We start from the raw sequence: 17,083 nt of genomic DNA on the forward strand, positions 1-17,083 counted from the left end.
AACCGATTGAGAAGGAGACGGGGAATTTGGTCGCGCGGATCGCACCGGTACTGGTGTTTCTGATCGCAGTGACCGTCATCGCCGAGCTGGCCGACAAGGCCAAGGTGTTCGACGTGGCAGCCCGGGAGGCCGCTCACCTGGCGCGTGGCCGGGTCTGGCGGCTCTGGTTGCTCGTGGTCGTTCTGGCCACCGGGCTGACGATCGTGCTCTCACTCGACACCTGCGCGGTGCTGCTCACCCCGGTCGTCCTCGCGATGGCGCGACAGCTCGACATCCCGCCGAAACTTTTCGCGTTCACCACGGTCTGGCTGGCCGGTACGGCGTCCCTCCTGCTGCCGGTGTCGAATCTCACCAACCTGCTCGCGCTGCACCACTTCCGCCAGCTCGACACGTCGTACCTGAGCGTCAGTTGGCGGCCCGCGATCGCGGCGATCCTGATCACGGTCGTCGTGCTCGCGGTGCTGTTCCACCGCGACCTCGGCCGGACGTACGACGTACCGGCGACTCCCGCGGTTGACGACAAAGTGTTGTTCTGGGGCTCGACCGCGGTCTGCGTACTGCTCGGTCCTGCCTTCGTGTCCGGTATCGAGGTGGCGTGGCCGGCCAGTATCGGGGCGCTCATCCTGGTCGTCCTGTTCGCGATCCGCCGCCGCAGCGAACTCCGCTGGTCGCTCATCCCGGCCAAGCTGGTCGTCGGGGTCGTCGTCCTGTTCGCCATCGTCGCGTTCCTCACCGACCACGGCCTGGAGGAGGTGCTCAGGCAGGTCGCCGGAACCACCTCCGACCTGCGTCTCAGCGCGACCGCGGCCCTCGGCGCCAACCTGTTCGACAATCTCCCCGCCTACCTGGCAATGGAACCGGTCGCCGCCTCCGACCCGCACCGAATGACCGCGCTCCTGATCGGCGTCAACACCGGCTGTCTCCTCACCCTCTGGGGCTCGCTGGCGACCCTCCTCTGGCGAGCCCGCTGCCGCGCCGCCGGCGTCACCATCACCTGGTGGTCCTTCCTCTGGCGCGGCCTCATCCTCACCCCACTCGTGATCACGGGCTCGGTCCTCGCCCTGAATGGGTAATGTGCCGGGCATGAGCGAAGCCGACAGCACCGAGCAGAGCACGGCGGAGGTTACGCGGGAGTTCCGGGCGGCCCGGGACTTCCTGGTCGCGCATCGGGAGGACTACGACACGGCGTACCGGGACTTCAAGTGGCCGGTGTTCGAGCGGTTCAACTGGGCGCGGGACTGGTTCGACGCGCTGGCGGTCGAACAGGGCGAGGTGGCGGCGCTGACGATCGTCGAGGAGGACGGCGAGGTCAACTCGCGCACGTACGCCGAGCTGGGCGAGCGTTCGCGCAAGATCGCCGGCTGGCTGACCGAGGCCGGGCTGAAGCCGGGCGACCGCGTGCTGATCGTGCTCGGCAACGTCGTACCGCTGTGGGAAACGATGCTCGGCTGTATCCGCGCCGGCGCGGTGATGATCCCGGCAACGACCTTGCTCACCGATGCCGACCTCGCCGACCGGATTGCCCGGGGCAACGTTCGCGCGGTGGTGACCGCGAGCGGCGAGACGAGCCGGTACGCCGGGATCGCGGACGACTGTCTCCGAGTCGCGGTCGGCGAGCCGGTCGACGGGTGGCTGCATTACGACGACTTCGCGCAGTACGACGGTCCTGTGCCGGACGTGGACACCGCGGCCGACGACTCGCTGCTGCTGTACTTCACCTCCGGTACGACGAGTCAGCCGAAGCTGGTCGAGCACACGCAGGTGAGTTATCCGGTCGGCCACCTGTCGACCATGTACTGGATCGGTCTGCAGCCCGGAGACGTCCACCTGAACGTCTCGTCGCCAGGCTGGGCCAAGCATTCGTGGAGCAACGTCTTCGCCCCCTGGAATGCCGGCGCCACCGTCTTCCTCTACAACTACAGCCGCTTCGACGCGGAGAAGATGCTGCGCGTCCTCCAGACGTACGGCGTGACCACGTTCTGCGCGCCGCCCACGGTCTGGCGGATGCTGATCCAGGCGGATCTGTCCGCCGTCGAGGTCGCGATCCGCGAATGCATCTCGGCGGGTGAGCCGCTCAACCCCGAGGTGATCGAGCAGGTCCGCAACGCATGGGACGTCACGATCCGCGACGGCTACGGGCAGACCGAGACCACCGCGCAGATCGGCAACTCGCCCGGCCAGCCGGTCAAGCTCGGCTCGATGGGCCGCCCGCTGCCTGGGTACGCGATTGCGCTGATCGACCCGAGCACGGACGAGGTCGGCGACGACGGCGAGATCTGTATCGAGCTCGCTCCCCCGCCGGTCCCGCTGATGCGCGGCTACCGCGACGCCGACGAGCTGACCGCCGAGGCGACCCGCGGCGGTTTCTACCACACCGGCGATGTCGCGAGCCGGGACGAAGACGGCTACATCACGTACGTCGGCCGCTCGGACGACGTGTTCAAGGCGAGCGACTACCGCATCTCGCCCTTCGAACTCGAGTCGGTGCTGATCGAGCACCCCGCAGTCGCCGAAGCGGCCGTGGTCCCGTCGCCGGATCCCGTCCGTCTCGCGGTCCCCAAGGCGTACGTCGTCCTCGCCGCCGGCCACGAACCGTCTCGCGAACTCGCCGGGGAGATTCTCCAGTTCTGCCGCGACCACTTGGCGCCGTACAAGCGGATCCGCCGGATCGAATTCGCCGACCTGCCGAAGACGATCTCCGGCAAGATCCGCCGGGTGGAGTTGCGGACCGACGAGGCAGCGAAGGCCAACAGCGGCGAGCACGCCTACGACGAATCAGACTTCCGGACGGAATGAACCTCGACACCGGGCTGGGCCCGGCCGCGCTGATCGTCCTGCCACTGCTGATCGCGATCGCCGTGGCCGGATCCCGGTACGCCGGTCTGCGGCACGACAAGGGGATTGTCACCGCGGCGCTGCGGGCGATCCTCCAGTTGGCCGCCGTCGGCCTGGTCGTCGGGTTCGCGCTCCAGCACACCCTCGGGGCGATCGGGTTCGTGCTGCTGATGTTCGGTGTCGCGACCTTCACGAGTATGCGGCGACTGCACCAGACCGCGGTGATCCGCCATCAGTGGCTCTACTGCGGTGCCGCGATCGGCGCAGGCGCACTGACCGTCCTGCTCATCCTTCTCCTACCCGGCGTCGTCCCGCGAAACCCAGCCACCATCCTGCCGATGGGCGGCATCATCGTGGGCGGTGCCATGACCGCCACCACGCTCGCCGGCCGCCGGGTGCTGAGCGAGTACGGCACCCGGTTCGGCGAGTTCGAGGCCGGTCTGTCGATCGGCCTACTCCCCCGCGAAGCCTTCAAACTCGTCGTCGGCCCGGTCGCCGGAGACGCGCTGCTCCCCGCCCTCGACCAGACCCGAACCGTCGGCCTCGTCTCGCTCCCCGGCGCCTTCGTCGGCATGGTCCTCGGCGGGGCGTCCCCCGCAGCCGCGGCCGCGCTCCAACTCGTCGTACTGATCGGTCTGATCGCCGCCGAGACGATCGCCATCCTGACCATCACCGAGCTGCTCTCCCGCTCCCGCCTACCGGACGGGCGTACGGTTTCCTCATGACCGATGACAACAACATCTTCACCAAGATCGACGCCCTGGTGGCGGAGGAGCACGAGCTCCGGAACAAGCACGCGGCCGGCGAGATCGGTGACGGCGAGGAGCGCGACCGGCTGAAGGCCCTCGAGGTCGAACTCGACCAGTGCTGGGACCTGCTCCGCCAGCGCCGCGCCAAGCGCGAATTCGGCGAGAACCCCGACACCGCCGAGGCCCGCCCCGCCTCCACCGTCGAGGGCTACCTCAACTAGAACCCCCGGAGTTTGTCCGGGGTGATGCGGATGACTACCGAGTACTCCGAGTGGAACTGCTCGGTGGTCATTCCGAGGCCGACGATGTCGTCGCCGTACTTGGCGTTGTAGATCGCGAGGGCTTCGCCGGACAGAGGGTCGGAGTCGATCGTCGCCGTACCGGAGATGACGCCGACGTCGCCGCCGCTGTGGGTTGCGTTGAAGTTGACGGCGACCTGCGGGTGGGCGGTGACGTTGTGCAGCTTGGCCTTGTGGCGCTGGCTGCTGATCAGCAGTTCACCCTCGTGCCAGAGGAACCACACCGGGTTCGGCGCCGGTGTCCCCGACTTCCCGACCGTGGTCAGCCAGACCACGCGTTCGTCGTCGAGCTGCCGAGTGATGCGCTTGCCGAAGTCGTTGGACGTGTCGATCGAGAACATTCATAGCCCCTAGGTCGTCACGAAGGACCTAGGCGTCCCCACTCGATCGCCGGGCAGCGGTTCATCACCATGGTGAGTCCCGCCGCGGTCGTGCGTGTGTAGGCGTCCTGGTCCATTACACCCAGTTGGAACCACACCGCGCGCGCATTGATTCCCACCGCCTGGTCGGCAATCTCGCCCGCCAGCTCGGACCGGACGAACACGTCCACACAGTCCACCGGGAACGGAATGTCGGCCAGGCTCGCATACCCCTGCTCGCCGTGCACGGTCTCGGCCGACGGATGCACCGGCACGATCCGCTTGCCACGTCCCTGCAGGAACCGCGCCACGCCGTACGCCGCCCGATCGGTGTTGTTCGACAACCCGACCACGGCCCACGTGTCGCAGTCCGCCAAGATCTTCCGGATGTCCGCTTCCATACTCAAATCGTCCCTCAGCCACGCAAATACGTGAGGACGGCCGAGACCCGGCGATCCAGGCCGTCGTCCAGCTGAAGCTTGGCGAAGATGTTGCCGACATGCTTCCGTACGGCGGCCTCGCTCACCACGAGCTGTTCCGCGATCGCGCCGTTCACGCGCCCCTCGGCCATCAGCGCCAGTACTTCGAGCTCTCGCGGCGTCAGCGCGGACAGCGGACCGTCGTTCCGCCGCCGGGCCAGCAACTGCCGGACCACCTCGGGGTCCACCACCGTGCCGCCCGAGGCGACCCGGTCGAGCGATTCGAGGAACTCGGCGACGTGACCGACCCGGTCCTTGAGCAGGTACCCGATCCCGCCGGTCGTTGACTCGAGCAACGACGAGAGGTACGCATCGGCGACGTACTGCGAGAGCACCAGGATGCCGATCGTCGGGTACTCGGCCCGGATCGCGGCGGCCGCGCGCAGACCCTCGTCGCTGTGTCCCGGCGGCATCCGTACGTCGGTGATGACGAGGTCCGGCGGCTCCTTGCGGACCACAGCGAGCAGGGTATCGCCGTCACCGACGCTGTCGCGGACTTCGTGCCCGGCGCGATCCAGAATGCTGGCCAGGCCCTCGCGCAACAGCAGCGAGTCTTCGGCCAGCACGATGCTCAGTCGCCGAGTCGGCACGGGCACTCCATTCGCAGTCGAGTAGGCCCACCGGGTGGGCTGTCGACCACGAGTGTGCCGCCCAAAGCGTCCAACCTGGTCACCAGCCCGGTCAAACCAGTGCCGCCACCGACCGTCGCGCCGCCGATCCCGTCGTCGGTGATCGTGATGATCAGCTGCTCCCCCGCCAGCCAGCCCGACACCTGACACATCGTCGCCTGCGCGTGCTTGGCGGCATTCGACAACGCTTCGCTGACCACGAAGTACGCCGCCGCCTCGATCGGCGGAGGCAGTCGCGAGCCCAGTGCCATCGACACCTCCACCGGCATCGGGCTGCGGTCGGCGACCTCCCGGATCGCGGCCTCGAGCCCGAGGTCGACCAGGACCCGCGGATGGATGCCGCGCACGGCCTCGCGCAGATCGGCCAACGCCGCCTCCGCCTCGGAGTGCGCCTTCACCACCAGCCGCCGCCCCTCCCCCTCGGGCAGGTCCAGCTCGGCGAGACCGAGCGTCATCGTCAGACCGACCAACCGCTGCTGTACGCCGTCGTGCAGGTGCCGCTCGATCCGCGCCCGCTCGGTCTCGAACGCGTCGACCAGGTCAAGCCGGGAGCGCCGCAACTCGGCCACGTTCCGCTGCAGCTCCTCCTGCCGCGGTCCGAGCATCGCCTTCGCCAGCGACGCCTCAGCCGCAGCCAGTACGCCGACCAGATACGAGCTGACCACGTAGAACACCGGCCCGAACGTGACCAGGAAGAAGAGACCCTCCCACGCGGTGTCCAACGTCCATGGCCCCATGCCCATCTCGTCACCATCGGCGATGACCGGCGCCATCAGAGTGACACCGAGGACAGTCGCGCTCAGTCCGCCGATCGCGGCGCTGAACGGCCAGACCACCAGCCCGAGCAGGAACCCGTAGCCCAGCGACCGCATCGACGCCTGCTCGCGGCGGCGGAACTTGAGCTTGTCCCGCAGGCTCAGCGCGCGGGGCATCGCCGCATGTGGGCTCTTGATGCCGTCGATCAGCATCAGGCCGGCCCGCCACCGCTCCGTCGTACCGATCAGGACGCCCAGCATCGGGAACAGCGGCAGTAACAGGATGCCGATCACGATCGGGCTGAGGATCGCACTGGTCGCGGCGAGTCCGATCAGCACACAGGTCCACATCACCCCGAGAGGGATCGAGGTGAACAGGTAGAAGTACGAGCGCCAGGGCCACGACGACACCAGGAAGCGCGGTGACGCCAGCGCTTGCCAGCCCGTCATTGGTCTTTCCACTCCGCCAACCCTAGGTCCGGCAAGGCCAGTACGGCGGTAGCGTGCGCGCTACTCCAGGTCTCTTCCCCAAGCCCGCGTGCTGCAGGCGGTTGACCTGTTGGCTGGTGCCATGACCGCAACCGCGCCCTACTACACCAGCGTCGTACCGGACTCAGCACCTGCGCTGGTGCTCGACGGGATCACCAAGACCTACCGCTCCAACGCCGGTAGGGTCGATGCCTTGCGAGGCGTCACCTACCACTTCCCGCGTGGTTCGTTCACTGCTGTGATGGGCCCGTCCGGCTCCGGCAAGTCGACGCTGCTGCAGTGCGCGGCCGGACTGGATCAGCCGACGACAGGCGTCGTCGTACTGGGTGGTGTGAACCTGCACGGGCTCAGCGAGGTCGCTCTGACCAAACTGCGCCGCGAGGAGATGGGTTTCGTCTTCCAGGCGTACAACCTGCTGCCGTCGCTGACCGTGTACGACAACGTGGCGTTGCCGCTGCGGTTGACCGGCAAGCGCCCGCAGCGTGGCGACATCCACGGCGTACTGGAGCAGGTCGGGCTGGGAGACAAGGCCAAGCGGCGGCCTGCCGAGTTGTCCGGTGGGCAGCAGCAGCGGGTCGCTATCGCTCGCGCATTGATCACGAGGCCGTCGGTGTTCTTCGCCGATGAGCCGACGGGCGCGCTCGACAGCAACAGCAGTCGCCAGGTGCTCACCCTGTTGCGCGAGGCAACTGATCGGGCCGGACAGACGGTGGTCATGGTCACCCACGATCCGGTGGCGGCGGCGTACGCCGAGCGTGTGGTCTTCCTGTCCGACGGACTGATCGCCGGTCACCTCGACCGTGGAACGCCCGGCCAGATCGCTGCTGCCATGAGTGACCTGGAGCGCTGATGCTCTTCCTGAGCAGGCAGACAGTCGGCCGGCATCGACACCTGTACGCCGGTTCGTTCGTGGCGCTCGCGGTGGGCGTGTTCCTGCTCGGGTTGGCCGCGACTGCAACCGCCGCCACGATCGCCTATCGCGGACCGAGCGCCGGGCATATCGGGGTCACCACCCTCGGCGGCCCGGATACGGAACCGCAACGCGTCAGCGTGTCGACCTCCGACCAGGACGTCTCCGGACTGCAGACCGTGCTGAGCATGGTCGGGGTGATCAGCGGCTTCATCACGATCTTCGTCATCGCCAGTACGTTCGCCTTCGCGGTCGCCTCCCGACGGCGCGAGCTCGGCCTGCTCCGGCTGATCGGCGCCACGCCCGGTCAGATCCGCCGGATGATTCTCGGTGAGGCGTTGGTCGTCGCCCTCGCTGCGTCGATCACCGGCGCGGTGCTCGCGCAGCTCGCAACTCCCCTGCTGCTCGCGAAGGCGTCGTACACGGAACTCGCACCGGTGAAATTGGAGCCGGCGTCGCCCTGGGTGCCGCTGTCGATCGCGGTCGGCGTCGGTCTGGTGGTCGCGCTGCTCGGTGCCCGAGCGGCCGCTCGGCGGGCCGGGAAGGTCGGTCCTATCGACGCGCTGCGGGAGGCCAGCCTCGAACCGCCGCGGATCGGACCGGTTCGGGTCGTGTTCGGGCTGCTGTTCATGGCCGGCTCGATCCTCCTGCTCACCCTGATCAGGCCGTCCAGCGGTGAAGCCGCCGTACCGCTGGCGATGTTCACGCCGATGCTGCTGGTGATCTCGCTGACTCTGCTGGCTCCGCTGGTGGTCCCTTTCCTCGGACGGCTCTGGGCGGCACCGCTCGTCGCCTGGACCAGCGTGTCGGGGCGACTCGCCCGGAGCAACGTGGTCGCCGCACCCCGGCGCAGCGCCTCGCTGGCGGCGCCGATCCTGACCATCTCCGCCATCGCCGGCTCGATGGTCCTCAGCCTCAGCTTCGCCGCCGACAGCGCCGCCGCCGCCCTGCGCGACGGCATGCTCGCCCCGATCGTGGTCACCGGAGGCGACCCCACCAAGGTCGCCGCGACGCCTGGGGTCGGGGCGGTCGATGCCGGACATCCCGTGCAGTTCGTCCGGATGGCGGCCGACTACGCCCAACTGGAGGACGCCGAGGGGATCGATCCGGCCGTCGCGGTACGCACCCGCCAGGTCACGCCGATCTCCGGCAGCCTGACCGCGCTCACCGGCAATACCGTTGCCGTTAGCAAGGAAATGGCCGGGTTCGAGCACTACCGGGTCGGCGGCGAGGTGCCGGTCACTTTCCTGGACCGGACGACCGTCAAGCTGAAGATCGTCGCGATCGTGCCGGATTCGTTCGGGATCAACCCGTCGTTCCTGCTCCCGATGGAGCTCGCCCGCGCGCACGCCCCGAAGGCTCAGCCCGAGGTCATGTACGTCCTGCCGGCCGCCGGGACCGATCCCGCGGAACTCGTGCAGCGGATCCAGGGCGCCGTACCGGCTGATGTTTGGGAGGCCGAACAGGCGGCCGGGGTTCGCAAGGGCAACCAGTTCGGTCTCGTCCTGCTGCTCGGACCGGCCGCCCTCTACAGCGCGATCGCGATCGCCAACACCCTCCTGATGGGCAGCCTGCAGCGGCGGCAGGAGTTCGTCACCTCGCGGCTACTCGGCGCCACTCCGAACCAGATCCGCCGGATGGTCCTGTGGGAATCCTCCCTGGTCGGAATGGTCGCCCTCAGCCTCGGTACGGCGATCACCGTCACGGTCGGCGCACTGATCCGGCACGCGATGACGGCCGGGGTTCCCGACGTACCGGTCACCATCCCGTGGGGCGTCCTGCTGGGGATCGCCGGACTTTGTCTGACCCTCGCGGTAGGGTCCGCCTTGGCTCCGACCGCATACATCCTGCGGGTCGTGGGCCGGGAAACTGTCGTTCACCAGCGACAATGAGGGCTACCGTTCGATCGAGGAGCAGTTCACCCGTATGGCACGCCGTTCCAGTACCACCGCCGAGCCCGAGGACTTCGAGGAGCGCATCCTCGACGTCGATGTCTCCGACGAGATGCGCACCAGCTTCCTGGAGTACGCCTACTCGGTCATCTACTCCCGGGCGCTCCCGGACGCCCGCGACGGGCTGAAGCCGGTCCAGCGGCGGATCCTGTTCTCGATGGCGGAGAACAACATCCGCCCCGACCGCGGCCATGTGAAGTCGGCCCGCGTCGTCGGTGAAGTGATGGGTAAGTACCACCCGCACGGCGACGGCGCGATCTACGACGCCCTGGTCCGGACCGCGCAGCCCTGGTCGATGCGGCTGCCGCTGATCGACGGCCACGGAAACTTCGGAAGTCTGGACGACGGTCCGGCGGCGATGCGCTATTGCATCACCGGCGATACCCGGGTCCGGCTCGCCGACGGCGGCTCGATCAAGATCGCCGATCTGGTGGACCTGCCGGAGAACTCCGAGGCCGACACCGACCTCGAGGTGCTCGACAAGGACGGCAAGCCGGTCCGCGCAACCAAGCTCTTCAACTCCGGGGTTCATCCGGTGAAGAAGCTGGTGACCAAGAGCGGTCACGCGCTGCGCGGCAGCCACAACCACCCGGTGCTCTGTCTCGTTCCGGTCGCGGGCGTGCCGATCTTCCAGTGGCTCCGCCTCGACGAGGTGACGCCTGGCACTGTGGTCTGCCTGGCGCGCAACGCATGGACCACCGACGTTCCGATGGCGCACGAAATGATGCTCGGCACGCTCTTCGGCGCCTGGGTATCCGAGGGCTTCGCCTCCGCAGAGCGGGCCGGCATCAACAACACCGACGAGGAGTACTTCAAGTACATCCTCGAGGCGTACGACGCCATCGTCGGCGGCCCGCGCTACGTCTACTCCCGAAAAACTCGCCGATCGCTGCGGACGATCCACGAGCTGGACATTCAGAATCTCTCGGCGTTCCGCGAGAGCCCGCTCGCCGATCTGATCGGATTCAAGGCAGCCGACAAGCACGTCCCCGAGGCGGTCTGGCGGGGCACGATCGGGCTGAAGCGTGCGTTCCTGATGGCGCTGTACGAGGGCGACGGCGGTATTCGGCGAGCCAACGACGCATCAATCACCGTCCAGTACTCGACATACAGCCGGGTTCTGGCCGCCGAACTACAGGAATTGCTGCTCGAGTTCGGCGTACACAGCAATCTCACCCACTACAGCCGCGGTGAGTACCGCCTGGTCATCTCCGGCCGGCACAACGTTCACGCCTTCGGCGAGCGGATCGGTTTCCTCGCGGCCAAGCGGCACAAGCTGCACGCGCTGCTGCGGAGGACACCGCGCTACACCCACCGCCTGACTCGGGACTTCGTGCCGTACGTCGCCGACTACGTCCGCGAGGCGCTGGGGCCCGGCCGGGGTACCGGCAAGAGCTGGCTGCTGAACCACAACTTCGACCGGATCGAGCGCTGGCGGACCGATCGCAGTCTGCTGGTGACCAAGTTCAAGGACCCCGAGATCCTGGGCGTGGTCGCCCCGATCATGGACTCCGGGTATCGGTTCGTCGAGGTTGCCGCGGTCGAGGACTGCGAACCCGAGGCCGTTTACTCGATCCGGGTCGACAGCGCAGATCATTCGTTCCTGGCCGGCGGCTTCGTCAATCACAACACCGAGTGCCGGATGGCGCCGTCCGCGGTCGCGATGACGAACGGCCTGGACGAGAACGTCGTCGAGTTCCGGCCGAACTACGACGGCCGCGAGGAAGAGCCGTCGGTGCTGCCGGCCGCCTTCCCGAACCTGCTGGTCAACGGCGCCGCCGGGATCGCGGTCGGGATGGCCACCAACATGGCCCCGCACAACCTGATCGAGGTCATCCAGGCGCTCCGGCACCTGATCAAGACCCCGACCGCCGACCTCGACGACCTGATGCGGTTCATCCCCGGGCCGGACCTGCCGACCGGCGGCAAGATCGTCGGGCTGGAGGGCATCAAGGACGCCTACGCAGGAGGCCGCGGCAGCTTCAAGATGCGCGCCACCGCCCGGATCGAGAACGTCACCCCGCGCCGCAAGGGCATCGTGGTCACCGAGCTGCCGTACACGGTCGGCCCGGAGAAGGTGATCGAGAAGATCAAGACGCTGGTCCAGGCCAAGAAGCTGCAGGGCATCGCCGACGTCAAGGACCTGACCGACCGCGCGCACGGCACCCAACTGGTGATCGAGGTCAAGAACGGCTTCGTCCCCGAGGCCCTGCTGGAGCAGCTGTACAAGCTCACCCCGCTCGAGGACTCGTTCTCGATCAACGCGGTCTGCCTGGTCGACGGCCAGCCGCGCACGCTCGGGCTGAAGAGCCTGCTGGAGGTCTACCTCGAGCACCGGTACGACGTCGTTCGCCGGCGCAGCGAGTTCCGCCGCAAGAAGGCCCAGGACCGGCTGCACATCGTCGACGGCCTGCTGATCGCGATCCTCGACATCGACGAGGTCATCCAGATCATCCGCAGCAGCGACGACGCGGCCGCGGCCCGGACCCGGCTGATCGACATCTACGACCTGTCCGAGATCCAGGCCAACTACATCCTGGACATGCCGCTGCGCCGCCTGACCAAGTTCTCCAAGCTCGAACTGGAGACCGAGAAGGCCGAGCTGGAGCGCGAGATCGAGCGGCTGACCGCGATCCTCGAGGACGAGACGCTGCTGAAGAAGACGGTCGGCGACGAGCTGGCCGAGGTCGCCAAGACCTACGGCACACCGCGCCGTACCGTGCTGCTGGAGTCGTCCGGCGCGACCAAGACCGCCGCCGTACCGCTCGAGGTCACCGACGACCCGTGCTGGATCCTGATGAGCTCGACCGGGCTGCTGGCCCGCACCAACGGGGTCGAGCCATTCGGAGTCGCCGAGGGCCGGGCCAAGCACGACGCGATCGTGTCCGCGATCAAGAGCACCGCCCGCGGTCAGTACGGGATCGTCACAACCACCGGTCGGCTGATCAGGCTCGAGTCGCTCGACCTGCCCGCCGTACCGACGACGGCCGCCGCGCCGAACCTGCAGGGTGGCGCACCGATCGCCGAGTTCGTCTCGCTGGACCCGGGTGAGAAGGCACTGGCGCTGACCACGATGGATCCCGACTCGATCGGCGTCGCGCTCGGTACGGCGACCGGTGTCGTGAAGCGCGTCGTACCGGATCACCTCAGCAACCGCGACGCCTGGGAGATCATCCGGCTCAACGACGGTGACGAGGTCGTCGGCGCGGTCGAGCTCACCACGGGCGAAGAGGAGCTGTGCTTCGTCACCTCGGACGCGCAACTGCTGCACTTCCCGGCCTCCGCGGTCCGTCCGCAGGGCCGCACCGCGGGCGGTATGGCCGGCGTCCGGCTCGGCAGCGGCGCGAAGGTGGTCTTCTTCGGAGCCGTGGAACCGGGCCGCGAGGCTCAGGTCGTGACGATCGCCGGCTCGAACTCGGCGCTGCCGGGGACCGAGGTCGGCGCGGTCAAGGTGACGCCGTTCAGCGAGTACCCGGGCAAGGGCCGCGGTACTGGCGGTGTGCGCTGCCAGCGGCTGCTCAAGGGTGAGGACGGGCTGTTGCTCGCCTACATCGGCGCGGCTCCGGTCAAGGCCAGCGCGAACAGCGGCGCACCGGTGGATCTGCCCCCGATCGACCCGCGGCGCGATGGTTCCGGCGTGCCGGTGGCCCAACCGATCGCTGCGTTGGCCGCGGACCTGGCAGGCTGACCCCATGAAGAAACTCGTCGCGCTGGGCGCGGTGCTTGTGCTGGCGCTGGTCGGCTGCAGCGACAAGAAGGATTCCGGCGGTGGCGCCGGGAAGTCCGACGACGCCGTCGCGCAGCTCACGGCCGCGAAGAAGGCGCTCGACGAAGCGTCCAGTGTGCACATCGTGCTCACCGGCCGGGACCTGCCGGACAGCGCGCAGACCCTGGCCAGCGGCGACGGCGTGGCGACCCACGCTCCGGCGTTCAAGGGCAAGCTGACGATCCGCACCGGCGGCGCACCGATCGACTCCGAGGTCGTTGCGGTCGACAAGAAGGTGTACGCGAAGCTGCCCTTCACCGGGAAGTTCGTCGAGCTCACGCCCGAGCAGCTGACCGGATTCGGTGCGCCGGACCCGGCCATCCTGCTGGACCCGGCCAAGGGCCTGACGTCGGTGCTGCCGGCGCTGAAGGACCCGAAGGTGAAGGGTGACACCCGCGACGGCGCCAAGGTGCTGACCGAGATCACCGGTTCGGTCCCGGGTCAGACGCTGCAGGGGATCTTCCCGAAGGCGCCGGCCGGCCAGGACTTCCCGAGCAGCTTCAAGCTCGACAAGGAGTCCAAGCAGCTCGTCGCGGCGACGATCTCCGGACCGTTCTACGACGGCGCCACCAGCAGCTACGACGTCACCTTCGACAAGTACGGCGAACAAGTCACGATCACCAAGCCGTAGTGAACTCAGCGGTGGCCGCCCGGCCGAGAGCCCAGCTCACCCTCGCGTCGATCGCGGTCGCCTTCGCGGCCGCCGACACGTACGTCGTCGTCCTCGCGCTGCCCGACCTGATGTCCGGGGTCGGGCTGTCCGCGGACGAACTCCAGCGCGCCGCGCCGATCATCTCGGGCTTCCTGCTCGGCTACATCGCCGTACTGCCGCTCATCGGCCGGATCGCGGACGTCGCCGGCCGGACACCGGTCCTGGTCGGCGCGCTGATGCTCTTCGCTGTCGGATCGCTGATCACGGCGGTGGCGTACGACCTGCCGCTGGTGGTAACCGGTCGGTTTCTTCAGGGCGTCGGCGGCGGTGGGCTCGTCCCAGCCACACTCGCCCTGGTCGCCGACCTGTGGCCGCCTCAGCGGCGCGGATTGCCTTTGGGTGTCGTCGGAGCCGTCCAGGAGCTCGGAGCTGTCCTAGGGCCGTTGCTGGGCGCCGCCGTACTGGCTGTGGCCGACTGGCGCTACATCTTCTGGCTGAACCTCGTGGTCGCCATCGTCCTGGCGGTGTTGCTCCGCGGACTGCGACCTCCGCCGCTGTCTGCGTTGGTGGGCCTGCTGGCGTGCGTGGCGCTTGGCTTAACGCTGACCGCACCACAACGCCTTGCGAACGACGTCACCCTCGGTCTGCCCTTTGTGCCCTTCACCGGTACGTCGAGACTGCTGACCCCGATCGGGGTCGCGGCTCTCGTCCTCGGTCTGCTGTGGGCCGTCCTCACAGTGCGGCGTTCTCAGCTGACCGACCTGCTGCGCCAAGTCGACGTACCGGGCGCTTTGCTGCTCGCCCTCGCCCTCTCCGGTGTCGTTCTTGCCTTCGCGACCGCCGACCCCGAACGCGAGCTGATGTCCCCGGCCGGCCCGTGGCTGCTCATCGGCGCGGCCGTCTTCGCGGTTGCCTTCGTTGCGTGGCAACGTCGCACGCCGCGCGCGATCATCCCGACCGGTCTGCTCACCGCGCGACCCGCTTGGGGTTCGCTGGTGGTCAGCTTTCTGGTCGGATGTGCGCTGATTGCCGCGCTGGTCGACGTACCGGTGTTCGCGCGGACGACGCAGGGCGGTGGGCAGCTCGCGGCCGCACTCGTGCTGGTGCGCTTCCTGATCGCGTTGCCAGTGGGTGCGGTCGTCGGAGGCTGGCTCACGAGACGCTACGGGCTCGGGCTGATCACGGGCGCCGGACTGGCGTTGGCTGGGGCGATGTTCGTCGTGATGTCGTTCTGGGGCCGCAACGCCCTCGATCACTTCGCAGCGACCGCCGTACTGCTGCTGTGCGGGTTCGGCTTCGGACTGGCGCTGTCACCGGTCAACACCGCGGTTCTCGGCGCTACGCCCCCGGCCAACCACGGTCTGGTCAGTGCGCTCGTGGTTGTCGCGCGAATGGTCGGCATGCTGGTCGGCGTGTCGGCGCTGACCGCCATCGGACTACGCCGGTACTTCGCGATCGTGGACGACGTACCGTCACCGAACGAGCTCTGTCCGACAGCACCCGCGTCCTGCCGGCCGTTCGTGGACGCGCTGCGCGATGCGGCCATTTCACAAACGCACGCGATCTTCGCCGGGGCTGCTGTGTGCGCCTTTCTGGCTGCGATCCTCGCTATCGCACTGCTCGGCCGGCGTGGCGTTGTGCACACTTGATGGGCGCTGCACGGAACTGAGGGCTGCCTAACCTACAGTGGTGCTGTGAGAGTTCCACCCGACGCGACCGGTCGGCCAGGCCTGTGCTCGACCTTCTGCCGTCAGCTCCTCGAGCCGCTGGAGGGCTCAGCCATTGTCGCGAGCGGCTGGGTCGTGCTGGAGCAGCCTGGTCCGTGGGGTGCCGATGCCGTCGTCAACAGTCACCTGAACCCCGAGTTCGGTGGCCGGTTCGATGCCGAATGCAAGAAAGCCGATGTGCGCTTCGGTCTGATCCGCACGCCAGGGCGGCACTCTTTCCCCGCCAATCACGCCCAGCAGGTGTACGTCGCCTCTACCGTGCCCGGCAAGTCCTGGCTGCTCACCGCCCATCTCGACGACCCGCTGGCGCTCAGCGGACTCGACCTGGGCGCGATCGCCCGCGGCGACCGGGATGCCGTCGACGCGTCGCTGCCCGGCCTGGTCCCGGTCGACGAGTCGATCATGCTGGTCTGCACCAACGGCAAGCGCGACGAGTGCTGCGCGATCCTCGGCCGCCCGCTGGTCAACGGGTTGGCCACGGCCGCACCCGGCCGAGTCTGGGAAGCCAGCCACCTCGGCGGTCACCGCTTCTCCCCCACCGCCGTGCTGCTCCCGGCCGGCACCATGCACGGCCACCTCGACACCGAGACCGCACTCGATGTGCTCGCGGCCTCGGACCGCGGCGAAACCTTCCTGACCGGACTACGCGGCCGCACCACGTGGACCAAACGCGGTCAGGCCGCGGAAATCGCCGTACGCCACCAAACTGGTGAGCTATCGCTGGACGCCCTCACTGTCGCGGGCGAAGATCTCGAATCCGTGACAGTGTGGCATCGCGACGGACGGTCCTGGGTCGTCCCGGTGACCAGTGCACCTGCTGATCCACCTCGTCCGGAGTCCTGTGGAAAGGAGCCGTTCGCGATGTCGATCCTCAAGGCCGGAACCCCTGCGCCAGGTGCAGTCCGATGACGCCCCCTGGTTTCGAAGACCTGCTCGCCGCCAACGCGGAGTACGCCGCCGATTTCCACTACGGCGGCTTCGACGGAATCGCCCACGCCGGGGTCGGCGTGGTCACCTGCATGGACTCCCGTATCCCGCCACTGGAGCTGCTCGGCCTCAAGCCGGGTGACGCCAAGGTCCTGCGCAGCGCCGGCGGCCGGGTCACCGAGATCACGCTCACCGGACTCGTCCTGGGCGTCAACCTGCTCGGCATCCGCCGGATCATGGTCATCCCGCACACCCGCTGCGCGATGGCCGCCATGTCCGAGGACGAACTCCGCGCGAAGGTCGAGAAGGCCGCCGGGAAACCGGCCGGTTACCTCCCCATCAACGTGATCCCCGACCAACTGGAAGCCCTCCGCCACGACGTAGCCGCCGTCCGCGAACACCCCCTGATCGGCGAAGAGATCCTGGTCGGCGGCTTCATGTACGACGTAGACACCGGCCTCCTAACCCAACACGTCTAACCCCACCCCTCGCGCCCACCCCCTCGCCCTCCCACCTCCCACCTCGCGCCCTCCCCCTCGCGCCCTCCCCCTCCCG

At 68.2% G+C, this 17,083-nt stretch carries 14 protein-coding genes and 3 pseudogenes; 13 read left to right on the forward strand and 4 right to left on the reverse strand.

Features of this window, described 5'->3' with window-relative positions; translation table 11 throughout:
• Positions 1–26: 26 nt before the first annotated feature.
• From ABD231_RS08695 to ABD231_RS08710, 4 genes are read left to right on the forward strand one after another with little or no spacing between them, the layout of a single operon-like run.
• On the forward strand, positions 27–1,073 hold the full coding sequence (locus ABD231_RS08695; RefSeq protein WP_344147788.1) for an ArsB/NhaD family transporter: 1,047 nt from the start codon (positions 27–29) through the stop codon (positions 1,071–1,073).
• A 10-nt stretch (positions 1,074–1,083) separates the two neighbouring features.
• Entirely contained in the window at positions 1,084–2,796 is a 1,713-nt protein-coding gene (locus tag ABD231_RS08700; protein WP_344147791.1) for an AMP-binding protein, read from the forward strand.
• Complete coding sequence (locus tag ABD231_RS08705) at positions 2,793–3,560, forward strand: ABC transporter permease (protein WP_344147794.1); 768 nt, start codon at positions 2,793–2,795, stop codon at positions 3,558–3,560. Before ABD231_RS08700 ends, ABD231_RS08705 begins: the two co-directional genes overlap by 4 nt.
• Positions 3,557–3,805 (forward strand): DUF2630 family protein, encoded by a 249-nt coding sequence (locus ABD231_RS08710; protein ID WP_344147797.1) that lies wholly within the window; start codon positions 3,557–3,559, stop codon positions 3,803–3,805. The genes ABD231_RS08705 and ABD231_RS08710 overlap by 4 nt, the downstream gene beginning before the upstream one ends.
• On the opposite strand, the gene ABD231_RS08715 is transcribed toward ABD231_RS08710, so the two are convergent.
• The 4 genes from ABD231_RS08715 to ABD231_RS08730 are packed head-to-tail and all read right to left on the reverse strand — an operon-like array spanning position 3,802 to position 6,555.
• On the reverse strand, positions 3,802–4,224 hold the full coding sequence (locus ABD231_RS08715; RefSeq protein ID WP_344147801.1) for a TIGR03667 family PPOX class F420-dependent oxidoreductase: 423 nt from the start codon (positions 4,222–4,224) through the stop codon (positions 3,802–3,804). The two genes, ABD231_RS08710 and ABD231_RS08715, sit on opposite strands and share 4 nt — an antisense overlap.
• A gap of 17 nt (positions 4,225–4,241) precedes the next feature.
• Positions 4,242–4,643, reverse strand: coding sequence for a CoA-binding protein (locus tag ABD231_RS08720; RefSeq protein WP_344147804.1), 402 nt, complete (start codon positions 4,641–4,643; stop codon positions 4,242–4,244).
• Positions 4,644–4,657: 14 nt separating this feature from the next.
• Positions 4,658–5,311 carry a response regulator gene (locus ABD231_RS08725; RefSeq protein WP_344147807.1) on the reverse strand — a complete coding sequence of 218 codons (654 nt, stop codon included), beginning with the start codon at positions 5,309–5,311 and terminating at the stop codon, positions 4,658–4,660.
• Positions 5,293–6,555: a sensor histidine kinase gene (locus ABD231_RS08730; protein ID WP_344147810.1), complete on the reverse strand. Its 1,263-nt coding sequence runs from the start codon at positions 6,553–6,555 to the stop codon at positions 5,293–5,295. Before ABD231_RS08730 ends, ABD231_RS08725 begins: the two co-directional genes overlap by 19 nt.
• A gap of 121 nt (positions 6,556–6,676) precedes the next feature.
• On the opposite strand from ABD231_RS08730, the gene ABD231_RS08735 reads away from it, so the two are divergent.
• The 9 genes and pseudogenes from ABD231_RS08735 to ABD231_RS08775 all read left to right on the forward strand — a co-directional run bounded on the left by ABD231_RS08735 (position 6,677) and on the right by ABD231_RS08775 (position 17,007).
• Entirely contained in the window at positions 6,677–7,444 is a 768-nt protein-coding gene (locus tag ABD231_RS08735; RefSeq protein WP_344147813.1) for an ABC transporter ATP-binding protein, read from the forward strand.
• Positions 7,444–9,396 carry an FtsX-like permease family protein gene (locus tag ABD231_RS08740; protein WP_344147816.1) on the forward strand — a complete coding sequence of 651 codons (1,953 nt, stop codon included), beginning with the start codon at positions 7,444–7,446 and terminating at the stop codon, positions 9,394–9,396. Before ABD231_RS08735 ends, ABD231_RS08740 begins: the two co-directional genes overlap by 1 nt.
• A 34-nt stretch (positions 9,397–9,430) precedes the next feature.
• Positions 9,431–9,994 (forward strand): annotated as a pseudogene (locus ABD231_RS08745) (DNA gyrase subunit A); the annotation flags it as partial.
• A gap of 495 nt (positions 9,995–10,489) precedes the next feature.
• Positions 10,490–10,696, forward strand: a pseudogene (locus tag ABD231_RS42140) (LAGLIDADG family homing endonuclease); the annotation flags it as partial.
• Positions 10,697–11,086: 390 nt separating this feature from the next.
• Positions 11,087–13,144 (forward strand): annotated as a pseudogene (locus tag ABD231_RS08755) (DNA gyrase/topoisomerase IV subunit A); the annotation flags it as partial.
• A 4-nt stretch (positions 13,145–13,148) separates the two neighbouring features.
• Positions 13,149–13,853 carry an LppX_LprAFG lipoprotein gene (locus tag ABD231_RS08760; RefSeq protein WP_344147819.1) on the forward strand — a complete coding sequence of 235 codons (705 nt, stop codon included), beginning with the start codon at positions 13,149–13,151 and terminating at the stop codon, positions 13,851–13,853.
• Positions 13,853–15,523, forward strand: a complete 1,671-nt coding sequence (locus ABD231_RS08765) for an MFS transporter (protein WP_344147822.1) — start codon at positions 13,853–13,855, stop codon at positions 15,521–15,523. The genes ABD231_RS08760 and ABD231_RS08765 overlap by 1 nt, the downstream gene beginning before the upstream one ends.
• Before the next feature lie 45 nt (positions 15,524–15,568).
• On the forward strand, positions 15,569–16,510 hold the full coding sequence (locus ABD231_RS08770; protein WP_344147825.1) for a ferredoxin family protein: 942 nt from the start codon (positions 15,569–15,571) through the stop codon (positions 16,508–16,510).
• Positions 16,507–17,007: a beta-class carbonic anhydrase gene (locus ABD231_RS08775; RefSeq protein WP_344147828.1), complete on the forward strand. Its 501-nt coding sequence runs from the start codon at positions 16,507–16,509 to the stop codon at positions 17,005–17,007. Before ABD231_RS08770 ends, ABD231_RS08775 begins: the two co-directional genes overlap by 4 nt.
• Positions 17,008–17,083: the final 76 nt, after the last annotated feature.

Origin of the sequence: Kribbella yunnanensis (assembly GCF_039529655.1) — a bacterium.
GTDB classification, from domain to species: Bacteria; Actinomycetota; Actinomycetes; order Propionibacteriales; family Kribbellaceae; genus Kribbella; species Kribbella yunnanensis.

Coding starts and splice junctions, on each gene's coding strand:
- ABD231_RS08700 (WP_344147791.1), top strand. CDS start 1,084: ATGAGCGAAGCCGACAGCACCGAGCAGAGCACGGCGGAGGTTACGCGG.
- ABD231_RS08705 (WP_344147794.1), top strand. CDS start 2,793: ATGAACCTCGACACCGGGCTGGGCCCGGCCGCGCTGATCGTCCTGCCA.
- ABD231_RS08710 (WP_344147797.1), top strand. CDS start 3,557: ATGACCGATGACAACAACATCTTCACCAAGATCGACGCCCTGGTGGCG.
- ABD231_RS08715 (WP_344147801.1), bottom strand. CDS start 4,224: ATGTTCTCGATCGACACGTCCAACGACTTCGGCAAGCGCATCACTCGG.
- ABD231_RS08720 (WP_344147804.1), bottom strand. CDS start 4,643: ATGGAAGCGGACATCCGGAAGATCTTGGCGGACTGCGACACGTGGGCC.
- ABD231_RS08730 (WP_344147810.1), bottom strand. CDS start 6,555: ATGACGGGCTGGCAAGCGCTGGCGTCACCGCGCTTCCTGGTGTCGTCG.
- ABD231_RS08735 (WP_344147813.1), top strand. CDS start 6,677: ATGACCGCAACCGCGCCCTACTACACCAGCGTCGTACCGGACTCAGCA.
- ABD231_RS08740 (WP_344147816.1), top strand. CDS start 7,444: ATGCTCTTCCTGAGCAGGCAGACAGTCGGCCGGCATCGACACCTGTAC.
- ABD231_RS08760 (WP_344147819.1), top strand. CDS start 13,149: ATGAAGAAACTCGTCGCGCTGGGCGCGGTGCTTGTGCTGGCGCTGGTC.
- ABD231_RS08775 (WP_344147828.1), top strand. CDS start 16,507: ATGACGCCCCCTGGTTTCGAAGACCTGCTCGCCGCCAACGCGGAGTAC.